The sequence below is a fragment of the Streptomyces roseirectus genome (assembly GCF_014489635.1).
In the GTDB taxonomy this organism is placed as follows: domain Bacteria; phylum Actinomycetota; class Actinomycetes; order Streptomycetales; family Streptomycetaceae; genus Streptomyces; species Streptomyces roseirectus.
In genome coordinates this window covers 4,116,943-4,138,060 of the sequence record NZ_CP060828.1, presented here as the reverse complement: position 1 = coordinate 4,138,060, position 21,118 = coordinate 4,116,943, and the positions used below count along the sequence as shown (strand labels likewise).

The following is a 21,118-nucleotide window of genomic DNA, read 5'->3' as shown; positions in this document are numbered from 1 at the left end:
TGGGGCCCCCTTCGGCAAGAAGGGGGCCCCAGCCCGTCGTCACGTCCCGCAGGCGCTCTCAGTCCCCCGGGGACCCGGACGCCACCGAGAACACCGTCCCGTCCGGCGCCCCCGCGTACACGCGCCCGTCGACCACCTGGGGCGACGGCAGCGCGGCGGCGACCTCGTCGGAACGAGCGCCGATGCGCAGGGTCGTCTGGCCGACGAGCTTGCCCGCGCGCGCGTCGACGGACAGCAGACGGCCGTCTGCGGCGCTGAAGTACACGCGCGTACCGTCCGCCGCGAGGTCGGAGCCACGGCTCACGGACGTCTGGAGCGACCACACCTGCTTGCCCGCGGAGAGGTCGACGGCGGCCAGGGAACCGTCGTAGCCCAGGAGGTAGACCCTCTCCCCGGTCACTGTCGCGCGCGCCTGCGAGAGGGCGACGTCCAGCGGCACCTTGAGGGACTGCTGTGTCCCCGGCGAGTACCGGACCACCGCGCCGGTCTCGCCGTAGTCGGAGCCGCCCTTGAGGAACACGAGGTCCGCGCCCGCGCGCCCCACCGGAGTGAGCCCGCCGGTCAGCCGGGCCTCCCAGCGGACGGCGCCCGACGCCGGGTCGATCGCGGTGACCCGCGTGCGCGCGCCGTCCGACGACACGCTCGTCGCGTACGCCAGGCCGTCCCCGTCGAACGCCGCGAAGACCGGCAGCCGCTGGCCAGGGATCCGCTTGCTCCACAGGTCCCGGCCCGACGCGCCGTCCACGGCCGTCACCTTGCCGTCGGACGAGGTCAGCAGCAGCGTGCCGGGCGCGAAGAAGACACCCGAGTACGCCGAGACGTCGCGCTGCCAGCGCGTCGCGCCCGTCGCCGGGTCGAGGGCCACGGCGCGGCCGCCGGAGCCGGTGACGACGTGGACCAGGCCGCCCTCGACGACCGGCGCGCGGCCCGGCGACTCGCCGGCGGCGAGGGTGTGCCGCCACAGCACCCGCCCGTCGTTCGCGTCGAGCGCAGAGACGAGCCCCCGCTGAGCGCACAGGAGGCGCCCTGAGGCGTGTGTGCAGCGCGGGATGGACTCGGAGCCGTCGGCCGCCGGTTTTGTCGCCCAGGGGGCGAATGAGGCCGTTGTGGAGGCCGTCGGGCGAGGACCGGCGGTGCCGCCGCCGTCGATCAACTGCAACCCGGCGAGACCACCGCCCGCCAGGACGGCGACGACGGCACCCGCGAGGAGCGCCTTCCCGCGCACGCGCCGGACGGGCCTCGCCGGCTCCTCGACGGGCACCTCGGGCACGACGGACGGCTCCGTGTCGCCGTCCGGGACACGCGTGCCCGGCACAAACGCCTGCGTGTCGTACGACGCCGCCACCGACCGCAGTTCGCGCATCAGCTCGTCCGGAGTGGGCCGCTCCTCGGGCTCCTTCGCGAGGCAACGCCGCACCAGGGGCGCGAGGTTGTCCGGTACGCCGGTCAGCTCCGGCTCGTCGTGGACGACCTGGTAGGCGACGATGTAAGGGCTGTCCGAGTCGAACGGGCCGCGCCCCGTGGCCGCGTGGACCAGGACCGAGCCCAGCGCGAAGATGTCCGCGGCCGGGCCCACCTCGCGCGGGCGCCGGAACTGCTCTGGTGCCATGAAGGGCGGCGTCCCGATCAACTTGCCGGTCTCGGTGCGCAGTTCGCTGTCCTTCGGGCGCGAGATCCCGAAGTCGATGACCTTGGGCCCGTCCTCGGCCAGCAGGACGTTGCTCGGCTTCAGATCGCGGTGCACCACGCCCACGCGGTGGATGTCCCGCAGCGCCTCGGCGAGCCCCGCCATCAGCCTGCGCAGCTTCTCCGGCGGCAGCGGGCCGTTCCGCTTCACCTCTTCGGACAGGGTCGGCCCGGGGATGAACAGCGTCGCCATCCACGGCCGTTCCGCGTCGTGGTCGGCGTCCACGACCGGCGCGGTGAACGCGCCGCTGACCCGCCGCGCGGCGCTGACCTCCTGCTGAAAACGGCTCCTGAACTCGGGGTTCTTCGCGAACTCCGCGTGCACGACCTTCACCGCGAGCTTCAGCCCCGAGGTGCTGCGGGCCAAGTGCACGACACCCATCCCACCCGAGCCGAGGCGTGACTCCAGGAGGTAGTGGCCGGCGTACTCGGGAAGTTCCGCTTCCGCGCCCGCTCCGCTGTCCCTCCGTGGCGCCATGGAACCACCCCCGTGCTGTCTCGGCGCCTGGAGCCTAGTCGATGACGCGTACGGGCCAGAGGCGGCCGGTTGGCCATCATGTGCGAGTCACGTACGTATGTTTCGAACGCTGATCCGTGGGTATCAACGGGGTCCCATGGTCGTCATGGGGTTCACGGGGGGAGGGTTTCTCATGTCTGTCGAAGAGACCGCGCAGGACGCGGGGGCCGAGGAGCAGGAGCTCGGTATCGCGCAGGTCTACTACCCGGTCGCGCCGGGCACCCAGCTCAACGTCCGCAGCGGTCCGGGGACCGGCTACTCGCTCGTCAAGGTGCTGCCGCTCAACACGCGCGTGCCGATCAACTGCCAGATGCAGGGGACGACGGTGGCGGGGTACTACGGGACGACGAACATCTGGGACAACATCGGCAACGGGGAGTTCGTCTCGGACGCGTACGTGAAGACCGGGAGCGACGGTTACATCGCGCCCCGGTGCAACTTCTGATCGGTTCGGGGCACTGAAAGGGCCGGTCCCGCCGGTCCTGTACCCGGCCGGAGAGGTGTCTTCGGGCGGCGCCATAATCGTTCCGTGAGCGACGAAAACGGCAGTCCGGACAGGAAGGGCCTCCCGGCCGGGGGCGCGGGGCCGCAGCCCGAGTCCCTGCGCTTCTTCGGGACGACCTGGGTGAACCACGACGACGGCTACACGCTCCGCCGTGTCGGTGTCGCCGCGGGCTCGCTGGTCGTCACCGTCGGCGCGTGTCTCGTCCTTCGGTTCGCCTACGAAGGGCTTGCGATCGCCGAGGTCGGGCGCTTCGTCATGGTTCTGCTCGTCGTGATGTTCGCCGGGTGCACGGCGCTTGCCTTCGGGCACACCTGGGACAGCTTCCGCAAGCGGCCCGATCCCGCCCGGCAGGCGTCGCTTCGGGGGCTTCTCGCCATCGGGTTTCTCGGGGCGCTGCTCGCGTACACGTTTCGGTCGTTCCGTGAGGCGCCTGGGGAGGGGCTTTGCCGGGAGGAGTACGAGGCGGCGTGTGAGCGGGATGCTCGGCGTAGTCGGCGGAGGACGGGGAATCCGGCGCGGAGGAAGGGGCGGGGGTAGGACTTAGCTGGGCTTGGGTGGTTGTTCGGCCTGCGGGCTGACTTTGGCGGGCGTTGGGGGTTTGAGCATGCCCGGGCGGGGCCGGGGGGGGTTTGAGGTGTCTATCGGGCTGCGGGTGGGAGGGGGTGGAGGACGGGAGGGCTGGTAGGGGGTGGCTGTAGGGGGTGTGGCTGCTGCTTGGTGCCTGAAGGGGTTTCGGGGCTGGTGTGGGTGGGGTTCGGTGCGGTGGCGTAAGCGGCCGGGGGCCGGTTTCCTCGCGTGAGTGCCGTTGCGGCGGCGAACCAGCGTCCGTCTTCCTCACGCGCGCGTGCCATCCCGACGGCGATTTCCAGCTCGTCCCCCTCCTCGCACGTCGTACTCCGCACGCACGCACGCGTGCCGAGCGAGTCGGACAGGGCACCCGCACCCGCACCCGGCCACGCGCGCGTAGCCAGCCAGACGGCCGTCCCGCCCCCTCCTGCACCCCCGCTTAGCCGCAGCCCGATAGACACCCCAAGCCCCCCGGCACCGCCGCGGCATGCTCAAATCCCCAACCCCTGCCAAAGTCAGCCCGCAGGCCGCCCCCCCCGCGCCCCGACAGGCCCCCACCCCCCCACCCCCTCACACCAAAACTCCATTCCCCCCCACCCCCACACCCCGCCACCATGGCCCCATGACCACTACCCCTCACACCGCGGCCCGAGCCCATTCCTTCAACGCCGCGGCCGCCCAGTACGCGGCCAACCGCCCCTCCTACCCGGCCGAACTCATGGACGTGGTCGAGGAGTTGACCGGGCGCCCGCTCGCCGGGGCGAGAGTGGCGGACGTCGGGGCGGGGACGGGGATCTCCGCGAGGGTGCTGGCCGCGCGAGGGGCGCGGGTCGTGGGGGTGGAGCCGGGGGAGGGGATGGCGACGGAGTTCCGGCGGGCGTTGCCGGAGGTGCCGGTCGTCCGGGGCGACGGCAACCGGCTCCCGTTCCAGGACGCCTGCCTCGACCTCCTCACGTACGCCCAGTCCTGGCACTGGACCGACCCCGCCCGCGCGGTCCCCGAAGCCGTCCGCGTCCTGCGGCCGGGCGGGGCGCTGGCGCTGTGGTGGAACACGACGCCCTACGACGTGCCGTGGCTGAAGGCGCAGGCGCTGCGCATGGGGCGGCACTTCGGCATCGATGTCGCCCAGGAGAAGAACCACGTGTCCCGCACGGACCTCGCCGACCCCACCGGCACCCTCGCCTTCACCCACCGCACGGTCCGCTGGAGCCGCCGGGTCCCCGTCGACACCCACCTCGCGAACATCGGCAGCCACTCGATGTTCCTGGTCGACACGGAGGAACGAACGACCGCCTTCCTCACCGCCGAACGCGCCCACCTCCTGACCACCTTCCCCGACGGCATCATCGAGGAGACCTACGACGTCTCCCTCCTCCTGGCCCGAACCCCCTGACGAGAGCCGACGGCCAGGCGCCGGGCCCCCCGAACCCGCCCCCCTAACCCCCCGACACAACCCCCACCCGCCCCCGCTCCCCCCGCTCCGAAACCCATCCCTCCAACGCGGCAGCGCAAGCCAGATCCACATGCCGCAGCTCCCCCAACTCCAACCGCACCTCCCGATCGACCGGCAACCCCTCCAGCACATCGAGCAGCTTCGGCAGCCGCAAGAACGTCGCGTGCCCCACCACCCGCACGACCAGCCCATCCCCCCGGTCCTCGATCTCGACCTGCACATGGCTGATCTCCCAGGCGGTCTTGGCGACCGCGAGGGCGAGCCCGACCAGCACCCCCTCGAAAAGGTTCCCGAGGACGATCGCGACGCAGGTGACGCCGAGGACGACGACCTCCCCCCGGTCCGAACCCCACAGCGCCCGCACCTCCCGCAGCGGAACGAGCTTGCACCCGGCGTGGACGAGCAGCGCGGCGAGCGCGGCGACGGGTATCAGCCCGAGCACCCCGGGTATGACGGCGGCGAAGAGCAGCAGCCAGCCCCCGTGCAGCACGCGGGACGCCTTGGTCCGCGCGCCCGCGTGGACGTTGGCCGCGCTGCGGACGATGACCGCGGTCATGGGCAGCGCCCCCAGCAGCCCGCACACGGTGTTCCCGGTGCCCTGGGCCATCAGTTCCTTGTCGTAGTCGGTCCTCCTCCCGTCATGCAGCCGGTCCACGGCCGCCGCGCTGAACAGCGACTCCGCCGACGCGATGAGCGCGAACGCGACGACGGTCCCGACGACCCCCACCTCCGCGAGCCGCCCGACGTCGGCGAGGCCCGGCACCCGGACCGCCTCCCACAGCCCCCGCACCTCGACCCGCCGCACCCCGAGGTCGAACACCCCGGTCACCACCGCCGCGAGCGCGACCGCCACGAGCGGCGCGGGCACGAGCCGCGCCCCACGCCGCCACCGCCCCCACAGCAGCAGTACGGCCATGGTGGCACCCCCCACTGACAACGCCACGGGATCCGCCTCGCCGGGCAGCCGCACCAGCCCCGCGAGCTTGCCGAGCCCACCCGCCGGCGCGCTCGCGTCCCCGAGCGCGTACACCTGCCCGGCGACCAGGACGAGCCCGATCCCGGCGAGCATCCCGTGGACGACGGCGACGGACACGGCCCGGAACCACCGCCCCAGCCGCAGCGCCCCGAGCCCGATCTGCAGCAGCCCGGCGGCGCACACCAGGACGCCGAGCGCGTGCAGCCCGTACGCCTGGACGGCCTCGTACACGAGCACCGTCAGCCCGGCGGCGGGCCCGCTGACCTGGAGACTGCTGCCCGGCAGCGCCCCCGCGACGAGACCGCCCACGATTCCGGTGACCAGCCCCAGCTCGGGCGGCACCCCCGAGGCCATCGCGACCCCCACGCACAGGGGCAACGCGACCAGGAACACGACAAGCGAAGCGGACAGATCGGCCTTGCGTACGCCACGGCGCATCTCGACAGCACCTCCGGTCGGCAAGCGGGAGACGCGTGGGCGCCACGCCCGGGGGAGGGACGCGGCCGTCCAAGAAGGCTTTTCGTACGACCTGACAGACGCCACGCGCGACCCGGAACCCCGCCGTTCCGCGCATGAATTCCATTGTCGGCAATGCCGCCCGCCCGCACACCGGCGCCCGGGTGGCGCGCGGGGGGGTAGTGAGGCGCGAAACGAGCACGCGCGCGCTCCCCTCGACACCTCCGCGTCCCTCGACACCCCCGTGGCCCTTGACGCCGCAGCCTGCTGCGAGCACTATTCATCACATGATGAATAAAACCCCGAAGCCCCCCGACACCCCCCACCGCCCGACCCCCGCCCCTGACTCCGCCCGTGACTCCACCCCTGACCCCGTCCCCGCCGTCCGAGCCACCTCCCTCACTGTCACCCGAGGCCCCCGCCAAGTCCTCCGCGATCTCGACTTCACCGTCCCGAAAGGCCAGATCACCGGCCTCCTCGGCCCCTCCGGCTGCGGCAAGACGACCCTCATGCGGTCGATCGTCGGCACCCAGGCCAAAGTCACCGGCACCCTGAACGTCCTCGGCCACCCCGCCGGCCACCCCTCCCTCCGCAGCCGCATCGGCTACGTCACCCAAGCCCCGTCCGTGTACGACGACCTGACGATCCGGCAGAACCTGGACTACTTCGCGGCGGTCCTCGACCCCTCCCGCCCCCACGCCGCCCGCCGCGCCGACGTCGACCGCGCTCTCACGGACGTCGACCTCACCTCCCACGCCGACGCCCTCGCCGGCCACCTCTCCGGCGGACAGCGAGGCCGCGTCTCCCTCGCCGTCGCGCTCCTCGGCACCCCCGACCTCCTCGTCCTCGACGAACCGACCGTCGGCCTCGACCCCGTCCTGCGCCGCGACCTGTGGGCCCTCTTCGACCGCCTCGCCGCCCGCGGCACCACCCTCCTCGTCTCCTCCCACGTCATGGACGAGGCCGAACGCTGCCACCGCCTCCTCCTCATGCGCGCCGGCCGACTCCTCGCCGACGACACCCCCGAAGCCCTGCGCACCCGCACCGCCACCGACACCGTCGAAGCCGCCTTCCTCCACCTCGTCGACCAGGCGACCGAAGCCACCCGCGACAAGGAGCCCCACCGATGAACACCGCCCAGCGGACCACCACGCGGACGACGACGAGCACACCGACGCCGCCCGCCCGCGCCCTGAACGCCGCCCGCACCACCGCCACCGCCGCCCGCGTCCTGCGCCAGCTCCGCCACGACCCGCGCACGATCGCCCTGCTGGTCCTCCTCCCCTGCCTCCTGCTCGTCCTGCTGCGCTACGTCTTCGACGGCAGCCCCCGCACCTTCGACAACATCGGCGCCTCCCTCCTCGGGATCTTCCCGCTGATCACGATGTTCCTGGTCACCTCCATCGCCACCCTGCGCGAGCGCACCTCGGGCACCCTCGAACGCCTCCTGGCGATGCCGCTCGGCAAGGCCGACCTGATCACCGGGTACGCCCTCGCGTTCGGCGCCCTCGCCATCGTCCAGTCGGCCCTGGCCACCGGACTCGCCGTCTGGTTCCTCGGCCTCGACGTCACCGGAAGCCCCTGGCTCCTGCTCCTCGTCGCCCTCCTGGACGCCCTCCTCGGCACCGCGCTCGGCCTGTTCGTCTCCGCCTTCGCGGCCTCCGAGTTCCAGGCCGTCCAGTTCATGCCGGCGGTGATCTTCCCCCAGCTCCTCCTGTGCGGCCTGTTCACCCCGAGGGACGCGATGCACCCCGTCCTCGAAGCGGCCTCCGACGTGCTGCCCATGTCGTACGCCGTCGACGGCATGAACGAGATCCTGCGCCACACCGACACGACCACCGCCTTTGTCCGGGACGTCCTCGTCGTCGCCGGCTGCGCCCTGCTGGTCCTCGCCCTCGGCGCCGCCACCCTGCGCCGCCGCACACGATGACGCCCTGCCCCTGTTCCGCCAACCGGACAGCCGCCCCCGGCCCCCGCTCCCGGTGCGAGGATGACGGCATGAGCCAGAAAGTCGCAGTCCTCGGCACCGGAAAGATCGGCGAAGCCCTGCTCAGCGGGATGATCCGGGGCGGCTGGAACCCGGCCGACCTCCTGGTCACCGCACGCCGTCCCGAGCGCGCGGAAGAACTCCGCGCCCGCTACGGCGTCACCCCGGTCACCAACGCGGAAGCCGCCAAGACCGCCGACACCCTGATCCTCACCGTCAAGCCGCAGGACATGGGCGCCCTGCTCGACGAACTCGCCCCGCACGTCCCCGACGGCCGCCTCGTCATCAGCGGCGCCGCGGGCATTCCCACCTCCTTTTTCGAGGAGCGCCTCACTCCGGGCACCCCCGTCGTCCGCGTCATGACCAACACGCCCGCGCTCGTCGACGAGGCCATGTCCGTCATCTCCGGCGGCTCCCACGCCACCGACGACCACCTCGCCCACGCCGAGGAGATCTTCGGCGCCGTCGGCAAGACCCTGCGCGTCCCCGAGTCCCAGCAGGACGCCTGCACCGCCCTCTCCGGCTCCGGACCGGCGTACTTCTTCTACCTCGTCGAAGCCATGACCGACGCCGGCATCCTGCTCGGCCTGCCGCGCGACAAGGCCCACGACCTCATCGTCCAGTCCGCGATCGGTGCCGCCGTGATGCTCCGCGACAGCGGCGAGCACCCCGTCAAGCTCCGTGAGAACGTCACCTCTCCCGCCGGCACCACCATCAGCGCCATCCGCGAACTGGAGAACCACGGCGTCCGGGCCGCCCTCATCGCCGCCCTCGAAGCCGCCCGCGACCGAAGCCGCCAGCTCGCCTCCGGCAAGAAGGACTGACGACCGGCGGCACGACGACGAGGACACCGGCCCGGACACCCGCTCCGGCACTACCGGGCCGCGTTCACCTCCGCCCCCGGCACCGGCTCCAGCAGCCCGATCGCCCGGTAAGCGGCGTCCACCGTCGGCCGCGCCATCGCCCGCGCCCGCTCGGCACCCTCCCGCAACACTCCCTCCACCTGACCCGGATCCGCGCACAGCTCCCTGTGCCTGGCCTGCACGGGCCTCAAAATCTCGATCACAGCCTCGGCGGTGTCCGCTTTGAGAGCGCCGTACGAATTGTGAACGCCTGACAGATCCTCAGGGTTCCCGCCCGTGCACGCGGCCAGGATCTCCAGCAGATTCGCCAGGCCGGGCGCCGCGGCACGGTCGTACACGACCTCCCGCCCGCTGTCGGTGACAGCTCTCATCACCTTCTTGCGGATGACGTCGGGCTCGTCGAGGAGATAGACGATGCCCGGCCCGGAGTCGTCCGACTTCCCCATCTTCGACAGTGGGTCCTGGAGGTTCATCACCCGCGCGCCCACCGCCGGGTGCGTCGCCCTCGGCACCACGAACGTGTGGCCGTAACGCTGGTTGAACCGCACCGCCAGATCCCGCGCCAGCTCGACGTGCTGCGTCTGGTCGTCGCCCACCGGCACGTCGTCCGTCCCGTACGCCAGGATGTCCGCCGCCATCAGCACCGGATACGTCAGCAACGACAGCCGGACGCTTCCGCCGCGTGCCTGTTCCCGCCGCGCCTTCTCCTTGTACTGGATCATCCGCCGCATCTCGCCGTCGCTCGCGACGCACTCCAGGACGTACGACAGCCGTGCGTGCTCATCGACGTGGCTCTGCACGAACAGGGTGCACAGCCGCGGGTCCAGCCCCGCAGCCAACAGCAGGGTCGCCGCCTGCCGACTGAGCCGGCGCACGCGCGCGGGGTCGTGGTCCACGGTCAGGGCGTGCAGGTCGACGACGCAGAACAACGCGTCGGACCGGTGCTGGTCTACCTCGGCCCACCGCCGCATGGCCCCCAGGTAGTTCCCCAGCGTCAGATGCCCGGTCGGCTTGATCCCGCTGAAGACCCTCGTCATCCCTACTCCTCCTGGTCAGGGCCGCCGTCCCGGCGGGCCCCCGAGGTCCTGGAGAGGAAACGAGAACGGCCGCCGAGGCGGCGGCCGTTGATCGCGTACGTGAGTACCGGCCGCCGTCAGGCGGCCCACCACTGCTGGGTGTACGTACGCGTCGTCATGCCGGGCAGCGTACGCCTCCGGGGTGCTCCTCGGCCGTGAGTTGACACACCTGGGGGCGGTCCGTACTGTTCTCCGAGTTGTCCGACGTGAGCGTCGACTCCGGTCGGTCCCCGGACAGCCATTCCGCAAGTACCAAACCAACACTCGACGAGCAGTCGTGTGCTTTGGCGTGCGTATTCGCGAAATGAGGAATCCACGTTCGAAAGAGCGCGACCCCCGATTGGCTTCGGGGGCCGGGAATCCGCTAAAGTCTCACTCGTCGGAACGGCCCAACAGCCGCAAAGACAACCCCCACTGACTGGGGATCAGACGCCGAAAGGATCTGATAGAGTCGGAAACGCCGAAAGGGAAACGCCCGAAGCGAAAGCGGAGAGCGGGAACCGGAAAGCACCGAGGAAATCGGATCGGAAAAAGATCTGATAGAGTCGGAAACGCAAGATCGAAGGGAAACTGCCCGGAGGAAAGCCCGAGAGGGTGAGTACAAAGGAAGCGTCCGTTCCTTGAGAACTCAACAGCGTGCCAAAAATCAACGCCAGATTAGTTGATACCCCGTCCAGCCCGGTTGTGAACGCCGGATGGATGAGGTTCCTTTGGAAAACAACAGCGAGGACGCTGTGAACGGTCGGATCATTCCTCCGACTGTTCCGCTCTTCTGTGTTGTGCACCGGATTACCGGTAAACATTCACGGAGAGTTTGATCCTGGCTCAGGACGAACGCTGGCGGCGTGCTTAACACATGCAAGTCGAACGATGAAGCCCTTCGGGGTGGATTAGTGGCGAACGGGTGAGTAACACGTGGGCAATCTGCCCTTCACTCTGGGACAAGCCCTGGAAACGGGGTCTAATACCGGATAGCACTCCTGCCTGCATGGGTGGGGGTTGAAAGCTCCGGCGGTGAAGGATGAGCCCGCGGCCTATCAGCTTGTTGGTGAGGTAACGGCTCACCAAGGCGACGACGGGTAGCCGGCCTGAGAGGGCGACCGGCCACACTGGGACTGAGACACGGCCCAGACTCCTACGGGAGGCAGCAGTGGGGAATATTGCACAATGGGCGGAAGCCTGATGCAGCGACGCCGCGTGAGGGATGACGGCCTTCGGGTTGTAAACCTCTTTCAGCAGGGAAGAAGCGAGAGTGACGGTACCTGCAGAAGAAGCGCCGGCTAACTACGTGCCAGCAGCCGCGGTAATACGTAGGGCGCAAGCGTTGTCCGGAATTATTGGGCGTAAAGAGCTCGTAGGCGGCTTGTCGCGTCGGATGTGAAAGCCCGGGGCTTAACCCCGGGTCTGCATTCGATACGGGCAGGCTAGAGTTCGGTAGGGGAGATCGGAATTCCTGGTGTAGCGGTGAAATGCGCAGATATCAGGAGGAACACCGGTGGCGAAGGCGGATCTCTGGGCCGATACTGACGCTGAGGAGCGAAAGCGTGGGGAGCGAACAGGATTAGATACCCTGGTAGTCCACGCCGTAAACGGTGGGAACTAGGTGTTGGCGACATTCCACGTCGTCGGTGCCGCAGCTAACGCATTAAGTTCCCCGCCTGGGGAGTACGGCCGCAAGGCTAAAACTCAAAGGAATTGACGGGGGCCCGCACAAGCAGCGGAGCATGTGGCTTAATTCGACGCAACGCGAAGAACCTTACCAAGGCTTGACATATACCGGAAACGGCCAGAGATGGTCGCCCCCTTGTGGTCGGTATACAGGTGGTGCATGGCTGTCGTCAGCTCGTGTCGTGAGATGTTGGGTTAAGTCCCGCAACGAGCGCAACCCTTGTCCTGTGTTGCCAGCAACTCTTTCGGGAGGTTGGGGACTCACAGGAGACCGCCGGGGTCAACTCGGAGGAAGGTGGGGACGACGTCAAGTCATCATGCCCCTTATGTCTTGGGCTGCACACGTGCTACAATGGCAGGTACAAAGAGCTGCGAAACCGTGAGGTGGAGCGAATCTCAAAAAGCCTGTCTCAGTTCGGATTGGGGTCTGCAACTCGACCCCATGAAGTCGGAGTTGCTAGTAATCGCAGATCAGCATTGCTGCGGTGAATACGTTCCCGGGCCTTGTACACACCGCCCGTCACGTCACGAAAGTCGGTAACACCCGAAGCCGGTGGCCCAACCCCTTGTGGGAGGGAGCTGTCGAAGGTGGGACTGGCGATTGGGACGAAGTCGTAACAAGGTAGCCGTACCGGAAGGTGCGGCTGGATCACCTCCTTTCTAAGGAGCACAGTACCGATTGCAGGCAAATGTTCTGCACGGTCAGCTCATGGGTGGAACGTTGATTATTCGGCCTGGTTCTGGGTCGGGGGCTTGCAAGTACTGCTCTTCGGAGCGTGGAACGCATGATCTCCGGGCGGGATGAGGTTGGGCACGCTGTTGGGTGTCTGAGGGAATGAACTCCCTCGTGATGCCGACCCCAGTGCACTCGGGCTCTGGTCCGGGGTGATGGGTGGTTGGTCGTTGTTTGAGAACTGCACAGTGGACGCGAGCATCTGTGGCCAAGTTTTTAAGGGCGCACGGTGGATGCCTTGGCACCAGGAACCGATGAAGGACGTGGGAGGCCGCGATAGTCCCCGGGGAGTCGTCAACCAGGCTTTGATCCGGGGGTTTCCGAATGGGGAAACCCGGCAGTCGTCATGGGCTGTCACCCATGCCTGAACACATAGGGCATGTGGAGGGAACGAGGGGAAGTGAAACATCTCAGTACCCTCAGGAAGAGAAAACAACCGTGATTCCGGGAGTAGTGGCGAGCGAAACCGGATGAGGCCAAACCTACGACGTGTGAGACCCGGCAGGGGTTGCGTCGTGGGGGTTGTGGGATCTCTCTTTCACAGTCTGCCGGCTGTGAGACGAGTCAGAAACCGTTGATGTAGGCGAAGGACATGCGAAAGGTCCGGCGTAGAGGGTAAGACCCCCGTAGTCGAAACGTCAGCGGCTCGTTTGAGAGACACCCAAGTAGCACGGGGCCCGAGAAATCCCGTGTGAATCTGGCGGGACCACCCGCTAAGCCTAAATATTCCCTGGTGACCGATAGCGGATAGTACCGTGAGGGAATGGTGAAAAGTACCCCGGGAGGGGAGTGAAATAGTACCTGAAACCGTGTGCCTACAAGCCGTGGGAGCGTCGGACGAGGACTTGTCCTTGTCTCGTGACTGCGTGCCTTTTGAAGAATGAGCCTGCGAGTTTGCGGTGTGTTGCGAGGTTAACCCGGGTGGGGTAGCCGTAGCGAAAGCGAGTCCGAATAGGGCGTTTCTAGTAGCACGCTCAAGACCCGAAGCGGAGTGATCTAGCCATGGGCAGGTTGAAGCGGAGGTAAGACTTCGTGGAGGACCGAACCCACCAGGGTTGAAAACCTGGGGGATGACCTGTGGTTAGGGGTGAAAGGCCAATCAAACTCCGTGATAGCTGGTTCTCCCCGAAATGCATTTAGGTGCAGCGTCGTGTGTTTCTTGCCGGAGGTAGAGCACTGGATAGGCGATGGGCCCTACCGGGTTACTGACCTTAGCCAAACTCCGAATGCCGGTAAGTGAGAGCGCGGCAGTGAGACTGTGGGGGATAAGCTCCATGGTCGAGAGGGAAACAGCCCAGAGCATCGACTAAGGCCCCTAAGCGTACGCTAAGTGGGAAAGGATGTGGAGTCGCAGAGACAACCAGGAGGTTGGCTTAGAAGCAGCCACCCTTGAAAGAGTGCGTAATAGCTCACTGGTCTAGTGATTCCGCGCCGACAATGTAGCGGGGCTCAAGCGTACCGCCGAAGTCGTGTCATTGCAGCATGAGGGCCAACGCCTGCTGTGATGGGTAGGGGAGCGTCGTGTGCCGGGTGAAGCCGCGCCGGAAGGCAGTGGTGGACGGTTCACGAGTGAGAATGCAGGCATGAGTAGCGATACAAACGTGAGAAACGTTTGCGCCGATTGACTAAGGGTTCCTGGGTCAAGCTGATCTGCCCAGGGTAAGTCGGGACCTAAGGCGAGGCCGACAGGCGTAGTCGATGGATAACCGGTTGATATTCCGGTACCCGCTGTGAAGCGTCAAACATCGAACCAGGCGATGCTAAGTCCGTGAAGCCGCCCCGGAGCCTTCGGGCAAAGGGGAGTGGTGGAGCCGACGGACCAGACTTGCAGTAGGTGAGTGATGGGGTGACGCAGGAAGGTAGTCCAGCCCGGGCGGTGGTTGTCCCGGGGTAAGGGTGTAGGACGCAGGGTAGGCAAATCCGCCCTGCACGTAGTCTGAGACCTGATGCCGAGCCGATTGTGGTGAAGTGGATGATCCTATGCTGTCGAGAAAAGCCTCTAGCGAGTTTCATGGCGGCCCGTACCCTAAACCGACTCAGGTGGTCAGGTAGAGAATACCGAGGCGTTCGGGTGAACTATGGTTAAGGAACTCGGCAAAATGCCCCCGTAACTTCGGGAGAAGGGGGGCCATTCCTGGTGATCCGATTTACTCGGTGAGCTGGGGGTGGCCGCAGAGACCAGCGAGAAGCGACTGTTTACTAAAAACACAGGTCCGTGCGAAGCCGTAAGGCGATGTATACGGACTGACGCCTGCCCGGTGCTGGAACGTTAAGGGGACCGGTTAGTCAAGATTCGTCTTGGCGAAGCTGAGAACTTAAGCGCCAGTAAACGGCGGTGGTAACTATAACCATCCTAAGGTAGCGAAATTCCTTGTCGGGTAAGTTCCGACCTGCACGAATGGCGTAACGACTTCTCGACTGTCTCAACCATAGGCCCGGTGAAATTGCACTACGAGTAAAGATGCTCGTTTCGCGCAGCAGGACGGAAAGACCCCGGGACCTTTACTACAGTTTGATATTGGTGTTCGGTTCGGCTTGTGTAGGATAGCTGGGAGACTGTGAAGCAGGTACGCCAGTACTTGTGGAGTCGTCGTTGAAATACCAGTCTGGTCGTGCTGGATGTCTAACCTGGGTCCGTGATCCGGATCAGGGACAGTGTCTGATGGGTAGTTTAACTGGGGCGGTTGCCTCCTAAAGGGTAACGGAGGCGCCCAAAGGTTCCCTCAGCCTGGTTGGTAATCAGGTGTTGAGTGTAAGTGCACAAGGGAGCTTGACTGTGAGACCGACGGGTCGAGCAGGGACGAAAGTCGGGACTAGTGATCCGGCGGTGGCTTGTGGAAGCGCCGTCGCTCAACGGATAAAAGGTACCCCGGGGATAACAGGCTGATCTTCCCCAAGAGTCCATATCGACGGGATGGTTTGGCACCTCGATGTCGGCTCGTCGCATCCTGGGGCTGGAGTCGGTCCCAAGGGTTGGGCTGTTCGCCCATTAAAGCGGTACGCGAGCTGGGTTTAGAACGTCGTGAGACAGTTCGGTCCCTATCCGCTGTGCGCGTAGGAATATTGAGAAGGGCTGTCCCTAGTACGAGAGGACCGGGACGGACGAACCTCTGGTGTGCCAGTTGTTCTGCCAAGGGCATGGCTGGTTGGCTACGTTCGGGAGGGATAACCGCTGAAAGCATCTAAGCGGGAAGCCTGCTTCGAGATGAGTGTTCCCACCTCCTTGAGAGGGTAAGGCTCCCAGTAGACGACTGGGTTGATAGGCCAGATCTGGAAGCCCTGTAAGGGGTGGAGGTGACTGGTACTAATAGGCCGAGGGCTTGTCCTCAGTTGCTCGCGTCCACTGTGTTGGTTCTGAAACCATGAACAACCCCGTATGGCCACATGCGGTGCGGTTGACTGTTTCATAGTGTTTCGGTGGTTATAGCGTGAGGGAAACGCCCGGTTACATTCCGAACCCGGAAGCTAAGCCTCACAGCGCCGATGGTACTGCAGGGGGGACCCTGTGGGAGAGTAGGACGCCGCCGAACAATCATTGTGGGGAACCCCCGCACCGTTAATGGTGCGGGGGTTTTCTGCGTTTAGGGTTGGTGTATGCGCTACGACCTCGTGATCTTCGACAATGACGGTGTCCTCGTCGACAGTGAACCCATTTCGAATCGGCTGCTCGCCGAATATCTCACCGAGGTCGGGCACCCGACGTCGTACGAGGACTCGATCCGGGACTACATGGGGTCGGCGATGCACCGGATTCATGACCTGGTGCTGGAGCGGACCGGGGAGCGGTTGCCGGAGGGGTTCGACGACACCTTTCACGCCCGGGTGTTCGCCGCGTTCGAGCGGGAGCTGAAGCCGGTGGCGGGGATCGTGGGGGTGCTGGAGAGGCTGGTGGCGGAGGGGGTGCCGTACTGCGTGGCGTCGTCCGGGAGCCATGAGCGGATCCGGGTGGGGCATCGGGTGGCTGGGCTGGACCGGTTCTTCGGGGAGGGGCGGGTCTTCAGCGCGCAGGATGTGGGGCGGGGGAAGCCGGCGCCGGATCTGTTCCTGTTCGCCGCCGAGCGGATGGGGGTCGCGCCGGAGCGGTGTGTGGTCGTCGAGGACTCGCCGCTCGGGGTGCGGGCGGGGGTGGCGGCCGGGATGGACGTCCTCGGGTTCACGGCCATGACGCCCGCCGAGCGGCTGGTGGGGGCCTCGCGGGTGTACTCGGAGGCCGGGGAGCTGGCGGAGCTGCTGCTCGGGTGAGTGCGGCGCCGGCCGACCCGGGGTGCGCTGGGGTCAGAGCTGAGGGAAATTCACCTTTGGCTTGATCTACCCATGAGTACGCCGGGGCCCTACGCTCGCCGCCATGACAGAAGTGCTGCGGCGCGGTAGAGCCTCGTTGGCGTTGAGCTTCTTCGCCCAGGGGGCCGCGTTCGCTCTGCTGGTGACCCGGATTCCGGCGATCCAGGATCGGTACGGGGTCTCCGACGGGCTGTTGCCGCTGTATCTGGCGGCGGTGCCGGTGCTCGCGGGGGCCGGGAGCGTGGCGGCCGAGCGTGTGGTGCGGAGGGTGGCGCCGAGCCTCGTGCTGCGGTGGGCCCAGCCCGTCGTCCTGCTGGCGTTGGTGGGGGTCGGGGCGGGGGACGGGACGGTTCAACTGGCGGCGGCGCTCGCGGTGTTCGGGCTGGCGCTGGGGGCGTTGGACGCGACGATGAACATGCTGGGGGTGAGCCTCCAGCGGGCGTACGGGCGCAGCATCATGCTCAGTTTCCACGCGGCGTTCAGTCTGGGCGGGATCGTGGGGTCCTCGCTCGCGTGGGCCGGTGCGCACTGGGAGTTGGCGTTGTGGGTGCTGTATCTGCCGGTCGTGGCCGTGTTGTTGCCGGCCGCGCTGGTGGGGAGCCGGTGGTATGTCGACGGGGGCAAGGTAGTTGAGGGCCCGGCGGTCGCCGTCCCCGCCCCCGTCCCCACCCCCGACGACACGGACAGGCTCGCGTTCCGGTTGCTGGTGCCGTTGTGTCTGGTGATGGCCTTTGCGTACATCGGGGACTCGACCGTCTCCAACTGGAGTGCCAAGTACCTCCAGGACGTGCTGGGGAGTTCGGAGCAGTTGGCGACTGTGCCGTACAACGTCTACATGGTGACCATGTTGGTCGGGCGGGCCGTCGGGGACTATGGGGTGCGGCGGTTCGGGGCGGCTGTGGTGGTGCGGTCGGGGGCGTTGGTGGCGGCCGGGGGGTTCGCGGTCGTGGCGGGGGCGCCGGGGGCCTGGGTGGGGATGGTGGGGTTCACGCTCGTGGGGGTGGGGTTGTGCGTGATCGTGCCGCAGACGTTCGCGGCGGCGGGGCGCTTGTTCCCGGGGGCGTCCGATGCGGCCGTCGCCCGGCTGAACATCTTCAACTACGTGGGTTTTCTGGTGGGTTCGCCGTTGGTGGGGGTGGTCGGGGACGCCTGGAGTTATCGGGGGGCCATGCTCGTGCCGATGGGGCTCGTGCTGGTCACCGTGGTGTATGCCCGGTCGTTCGAGGCGGGGGAGGACCGATACGGTGGCGGGCATGAGCGGGCGCGCGCAGCTGATGTGGGACGAGGCGGTAACGGGCTATGACTTCGGGGCCGAGCATCCGATGGATCCGGTGCGGCTTGAGCTGACCCGGGGTCTGGTGGCGGCACTCGGGCTCGACCGTGAGGTGGACGTCGTCTCGGCGAAGGCGGCGGGGGAGTCGACGCTGCGGCTGGTGCACCGGGAGGACTACATCGAGGCCGTGAAGGCGGCCTCGGCCGATCCCTCGTCCGCCGATCAGTCGTACGGGCTCGGGACGGTCGACGATCCGGCGTTCTTCCGTATGCACGAGGTCAGTTCGCTCATCGCCGGGCTGTCCGTGGGGGCGGCCGAGGCCGTGTGGCGGGGGGACGTCGCGCACGCGGTGAACTTCGCCGGGGGGCTGCATCACGCGATGCCCGGTGGGGCGGCGGGATTCTGCATCTACAACGACGCCGCTCTCGCCATCGCGCGGTTGCTGGAGCTGGGGGCGGAGCGGGTCGTGTACGTGGACGTCGACGTGCATCACGGGGACGGGGTGCAGGCGGCGTTCTGGGAGGATCCCCGGGTGCTGACGATCTCGTTGCACGAGCATCCCCGGACGTTGTTCCCGCAGACCGGGTGGCCCGAGGAGACGGGGGCGCCGGGAGCGGAGGGGGGTGCCGTGAACGTGGCGTTGCCGGCGGGGACGGGGGACGCGGGGTGGGTGCGGGCGTTTCATTCCGTGGTGCCGGAGTTGGTGGCGGAGTTCCGGCCGGACGTCCTGGTGACCCAGCACGGGGCCGATACGCATTTCGAGGATCCGCTCGCGCACCTGGCGGTTTCTCTCGACGCGCAGCGGGCTGTTCAGGTCGCCTGTCACGAGCTGGCGCACGAGTACGCCGGGGGGAAGTGGGTCGCGCTCGGCGGGGGCGGGTATTCCGTGGTCGACGTGGTGCCTCGGTCCTGGGCGCATCTCGTGGGCGTCGCCTCCGGTAAGGAAGTCTCGCCGGAGACCGTGATTCCCGAGAGCTGGCGTGAGCAAGTGTTCGCGCGCACCCGGCAGTTGGCACCCGCGCGGATGTCCGACGGGCGGTGGCCGGTGAGTTGGGCCTCCTGGGAGAGCGGGTACGACCCCGGGGACCGGGTGGACCAGGCGATCCTGGCGGCCCGGCGGGCGGCGTTTCCGCTGAGGGGGTTGTTGGCGTAGGGGAGTTGGGGGCGCCGCGCTTTGCGGCCGAGCCGTCGATCGGAGCAGCCCGCTCTCTCGGTCGAGCCGTCGATCGGAGCAGCCCGCTCTCTCGGTCGAGCCGTCGATCGGAGCAGCCCGCTCTCTCGGCCGAGCCGTCGATCGGAGCAGCCCGCTCTCTCGGCCGAGCCGTCGATCGGAGCAGCCCGCTCTCTCGGCCGAGCCGTCGATCGAAGCGCCCCGCTCCCTCGGCCGAGCCGTCGATCGAAGCGCCCCGCCCCCTTGGCCCAGCCGCCGATCGATGCAGCCCCGAGCCCGAGCCGCCCATTGTGAAGCAGCCCCGCGTCCTTGAGGTTCGGGGCTGTTACGCCGGTCGGGGGTGAGTTGGTCGAGTTGAGGGCGGGCCGGTCCCCAAGGGCGGGAGGATCGGGGGGTGTTCAGTGCCGAGGTGTTGCGGGGTTATCTCGTCGATGTCGGGATCGCGGGGACGGTGTCGAGTTGTCGGGAGCGGAGTCTGCGGAATTACCGTTTGTTCGCCGCGGGGGATCCGAGGGTGCGGTTGGGGGTGGTGCCGGAGAGGGAGTGGGGAGTAGGAGAGGTCGTCGGGGTGATGGTGGAGAAGTGCGGCGTTTCGGGGGATCTGGGGGTTGTCACGGGGGCGGACTGGATCGATCCGCGCAAGACGGTCGCGCGGCTCGACGCGTTCGCCGACCGGCTCAGGGACGTCGCGCTGCGTAACGGTTCGGTGTTGGTGGGGACGGGGCATCCGGGGCGGTTAGGGGGGTTTTACCGGGGGCTTGTGGACGCTTTGTCGACGGCGGGATGTGAAGTACTCACCCCGGCGAAGGGTCTCCCTGTCGACATAGTGACCCGGTTCGGCCTACGCACGTACATCCTTGAGTACGTACGAGGAGTCGGCCGGCTCCTCGAACCGGGCGTCGAACGCGCCGGTTGTACGACCGGCGCGCACACCCACTCACCCCTCCCGGTTCGACTGGCCCTGGAGGCCGCCGCGGCGGGCGGCGGACGGCTTCCGGATCTGGTGATCGGAGATCACGGCTGGGTCTGCGGAGCAGGTCAGCTGGGGTTTGAGGCCATTGGTCCTGCCGATACCGATGACCCCGCGGTGTTCGTGGGGGAGGCCGAGGGGGTGGTGTCCGTCGCCGTTCCGGTTGATGACGGCGCGCGGTCCGATTACTACTTGCCGCTGACCCGCTACGTACTCAATCGAGCGTGTCTGTCACAGTAGGGCTGCCTTGGGTGCACCTCTTCCCCACTCGCATCACCCGCCCCTACATTGGGGAGTGAGCACGCAACGACGAAGAGTCACCGGAAGGGGAAGCCGGTGGCCGTCGAGTGCGGAAGGTTCAGGTGTTGTCATGGCAGCTGATCGGCCTCTCAACGAGGTTGTGTTCCTTACCGTGGCGGAAGTCGCCGCGGTGATGCGCGTCTCCAAGATGACCGTGTACCGCCTGGTGCACAGCGGTCATCTGCCCGCGATCAGGGTGGGGCGGTCCTTCCGCGTCCCCGAACAAGCGGTGCACGAGTACCTCCGCGAGAGCTATGTGGGGGTGGAAACCGCCTGACGACTGACCTGGGGGGGATCAGTACAGGGCACCTCCGATCTCCCCCGACCCCCTCGAATTACGCCCTCAGCTCTCGGGCGGGTAGGCTGGCCCCTCGTAGGTCGTGTGGGCCCCGGCGCCCAGCACCGAGTGATGAGAAGTGAGCGAGGGTTGTCGTGGGCTCTGTAATCAAGAAGCGGCGTAAGCGGATGGCGAAGAAGAAGCACCGCAAGCTGCTGAAGCGGACGCGTGTCCAGCGTCGTAACAAGAAGTAAGCCTTGTCGCTTACGACTTGATATGGCGCGCGTCGCGTACGCGTGGTGTGGCCCCTCCCGGAAATCCGGTGAGGGGCCACACGCATTTCCGGCCCGCATTCCCGG

At 67.4% G+C, this 21,118-nt stretch carries 16 protein-coding genes and 3 rRNA genes; 15 read left to right on the top strand and 4 right to left on the bottom strand.

What is annotated here, in order from left to right; genetic code table 11:
- Positions 1 to 58: 58 nt before the first annotated feature.
- Positions 59 to 2,164: a serine/threonine-protein kinase gene (locus IAG44_RS17145; RefSeq protein WP_187747969.1), complete on the bottom strand. Its 2,106-nt coding sequence runs from the start codon at positions 2,162 to 2,164 to the stop codon at positions 59 to 61.
- 172 nt (positions 2,165 to 2,336) lie between these two features.
- Here IAG44_RS17145 and IAG44_RS17140 point away from each other — a divergent pair, with 172 nt between their 5' ends.
- The 3 genes from IAG44_RS17140 to IAG44_RS17130 all read left to right on the top strand — a co-directional run bounded on the left by IAG44_RS17140 (position 2,337) and on the right by IAG44_RS17130 (position 4,668).
- Positions 2,337 to 2,648: a peptidase gene (locus IAG44_RS17140; RefSeq protein ID WP_187747968.1), complete on the top strand. Its 312-nt coding sequence runs from the start codon at positions 2,337 to 2,339 to the stop codon at positions 2,646 to 2,648.
- Positions 2,649 to 2,732: 84 nt separating this feature from the next.
- Entirely contained in the window at positions 2,733 to 3,245 is a 513-nt protein-coding gene (locus IAG44_RS17135; RefSeq protein ID WP_187747967.1) for an EamA/RhaT family transporter, read from the top strand.
- Positions 3,246 to 3,897: 652 nt separating this feature from the next.
- Positions 3,898 to 4,668 carry a class I SAM-dependent methyltransferase gene (locus IAG44_RS17130; RefSeq protein ID WP_187747966.1) on the top strand — a complete coding sequence of 257 codons (771 nt, stop codon included), beginning with the start codon at positions 3,898 to 3,900 and terminating at the stop codon, positions 4,666 to 4,668.
- A 43-nt stretch (positions 4,669 to 4,711) separates the two neighbouring features.
- Here IAG44_RS17130 and IAG44_RS17125 read toward each other — a convergent pair whose 3' ends face one another.
- Positions 4,712 to 6,142, bottom strand: coding sequence for a SulP family inorganic anion transporter (locus tag IAG44_RS17125; protein WP_187747965.1), 1,431 nt, complete (start codon positions 6,140 to 6,142; stop codon positions 4,712 to 4,714).
- A gap of 305 nt (positions 6,143 to 6,447) precedes the next feature.
- Here IAG44_RS17125 and IAG44_RS17120 point away from each other — a divergent pair, with 305 nt between their 5' ends.
- The 3 genes from IAG44_RS17120 to proC all read left to right on the top strand — a co-directional run bounded on the left by IAG44_RS17120 (position 6,448) and on the right by proC (position 8,971).
- A complete protein-coding gene (locus tag IAG44_RS17120; protein ID WP_187747964.1) occupies positions 6,448 to 7,290 on the top strand; it encodes an ABC transporter ATP-binding protein in 843 nt (280 codons plus the stop codon).
- Positions 7,287 to 8,090: an ABC transporter permease gene (locus tag IAG44_RS17115; RefSeq protein ID WP_187747963.1), complete on the top strand. Its 804-nt coding sequence runs from the start codon at positions 7,287 to 7,289 to the stop codon at positions 8,088 to 8,090. The genes IAG44_RS17120 and IAG44_RS17115 overlap by 4 nt, the downstream gene beginning before the upstream one ends.
- Positions 8,091 to 8,158: 68 nt before the next feature.
- Positions 8,159 to 8,971: a pyrroline-5-carboxylate reductase gene (gene proC / locus IAG44_RS17110; RefSeq protein WP_187747962.1), complete on the top strand. Its 813-nt coding sequence runs from the start codon at positions 8,159 to 8,161 to the stop codon at positions 8,969 to 8,971.
- A 50-nt stretch (positions 8,972 to 9,021) separates the two neighbouring features.
- On the opposite strand, the gene trpS is transcribed toward proC, so the two are convergent.
- Positions 9,022 to 10,047 carry a tryptophan--tRNA ligase gene (trpS, locus tag IAG44_RS17105; protein ID WP_187747961.1) on the bottom strand — a complete coding sequence of 342 codons (1,026 nt, stop codon included), beginning with the start codon at positions 10,045 to 10,047 and terminating at the stop codon, positions 9,022 to 9,024.
- Positions 10,048 to 10,511: 464 nt separating this feature from the next.
- Positions 10,512 to 10,871: a hypothetical protein gene (locus tag IAG44_RS17100; protein ID WP_187747960.1), complete on the bottom strand. Its 360-nt coding sequence runs from the start codon at positions 10,869 to 10,871 to the stop codon at positions 10,512 to 10,514.
- 17 nt (positions 10,872 to 10,888) lie between these two features.
- Here IAG44_RS17100 and IAG44_RS17095 point away from each other — a divergent pair.
- The 9 genes from IAG44_RS17095 (at position 10,889) to IAG44_RS17055 (ending at position 21,013) form a co-directional block, all read left to right on the top strand.
- Positions 10,889 to 12,414 (top strand): 16S ribosomal RNA (locus tag IAG44_RS17095).
- A 279-nt stretch (positions 12,415 to 12,693) separates the two neighbouring features.
- Positions 12,694 to 15,815: ribosomal RNA gene (locus IAG44_RS17090) — 23S ribosomal RNA — on the top strand.
- Positions 15,816 to 15,900: 85 nt separating this feature from the next.
- A 5S ribosomal RNA gene (gene rrf, locus IAG44_RS17085) occupies positions 15,901 to 16,017 on the top strand.
- The 16S, 23S and 5S rRNA genes sit together here, the layout of an rRNA operon.
- Positions 16,018 to 16,081: 64 nt before the next feature.
- Positions 16,082 to 16,729: an HAD family hydrolase gene (locus IAG44_RS17080; protein WP_187747959.1), complete on the top strand. Its 648-nt coding sequence runs from the start codon at positions 16,082 to 16,084 to the stop codon at positions 16,727 to 16,729.
- Between the two features lie 103 nt (positions 16,730 to 16,832).
- Complete coding sequence (locus tag IAG44_RS17075) at positions 16,833 to 18,071, top strand: MFS transporter (RefSeq protein ID WP_187747958.1); 1,239 nt, start codon at positions 16,833 to 16,835, stop codon at positions 18,069 to 18,071.
- A complete protein-coding gene (locus tag IAG44_RS17070) occupies positions 18,022 to 19,194 on the top strand; it encodes an acetoin utilization protein AcuC (RefSeq protein ID WP_187747957.1) in 1,173 nt (390 codons plus the stop codon). The genes IAG44_RS17075 and IAG44_RS17070 overlap by 50 nt, the downstream gene beginning before the upstream one ends.
- A 412-nt stretch (positions 19,195 to 19,606) precedes the next feature.
- A complete protein-coding gene (locus tag IAG44_RS17065; protein WP_187747956.1) occupies positions 19,607 to 20,422 on the top strand; it encodes a phosphatase in 816 nt (271 codons plus the stop codon).
- Between the two features lie 130 nt (positions 20,423 to 20,552).
- On the top strand, positions 20,553 to 20,759 hold the full coding sequence (locus IAG44_RS17060; RefSeq protein WP_010351066.1) for a helix-turn-helix domain-containing protein: 207 nt from the start codon (positions 20,553 to 20,555) through the stop codon (positions 20,757 to 20,759).
- A 155-nt stretch (positions 20,760 to 20,914) separates the two neighbouring features.
- Entirely contained in the window at positions 20,915 to 21,013 is a 99-nt protein-coding gene (locus IAG44_RS17055; RefSeq protein ID WP_003948845.1) for a 30S ribosomal protein bS22, read from the top strand.
- Positions 21,014 to 21,118 lie beyond the last annotated feature (105 nt).

Excerpts from the sequence above, each read along its gene's own strand:
- IAG44_RS17125 (WP_187747965.1), bottom strand. The coding sequence starts at position 6,142 with ATGCGCCGTGGCGTACGCAAGGCCGATCTGTCCGCTTCGCTTGTCGTG.
- IAG44_RS17130 (WP_187747966.1), top strand. The coding sequence starts at position 3,898 with ATGACCACTACCCCTCACACCGCGGCCCGAGCCCATTCCTTCAACGCC.
- IAG44_RS17075 (WP_187747958.1), top strand. The coding sequence starts at position 16,833 with ATGACAGAAGTGCTGCGGCGCGGTAGAGCCTCGTTGGCGTTGAGCTTC.
- IAG44_RS17145 (WP_187747969.1), bottom strand. The coding sequence starts at position 2,164 with ATGGCGCCACGGAGGGACAGCGGAGCGGGCGCGGAAGCGGAACTTCCC.
- IAG44_RS17115 (WP_187747963.1), top strand. The coding sequence starts at position 7,287 with ATGAACACCGCCCAGCGGACCACCACGCGGACGACGACGAGCACACCG.
- IAG44_RS17120 (WP_187747964.1), top strand. The coding sequence starts at position 6,448 with ATGATGAATAAAACCCCGAAGCCCCCCGACACCCCCCACCGCCCGACC.
- IAG44_RS17080 (WP_187747959.1), top strand. The coding sequence starts at position 16,082 with ATGCGCTACGACCTCGTGATCTTCGACAATGACGGTGTCCTCGTCGAC.
- IAG44_RS17060 (WP_010351066.1), top strand. The coding sequence starts at position 20,553 with ATGGCAGCTGATCGGCCTCTCAACGAGGTTGTGTTCCTTACCGTGGCG.
- proC (WP_187747962.1), top strand. The coding sequence starts at position 8,159 with ATGAGCCAGAAAGTCGCAGTCCTCGGCACCGGAAAGATCGGCGAAGCC.
- IAG44_RS17140 (WP_187747968.1), top strand. The coding sequence starts at position 2,337 with ATGTCTGTCGAAGAGACCGCGCAGGACGCGGGGGCCGAGGAGCAGGAG.
- IAG44_RS17070 (WP_187747957.1), top strand. The coding sequence starts at position 18,022 with ATGAGCGGGCGCGCGCAGCTGATGTGGGACGAGGCGGTAACGGGCTAT.
- trpS (WP_187747961.1), bottom strand. The coding sequence starts at position 10,047 with ATGACGAGGGTCTTCAGCGGGATCAAGCCGACCGGGCATCTGACGCTG.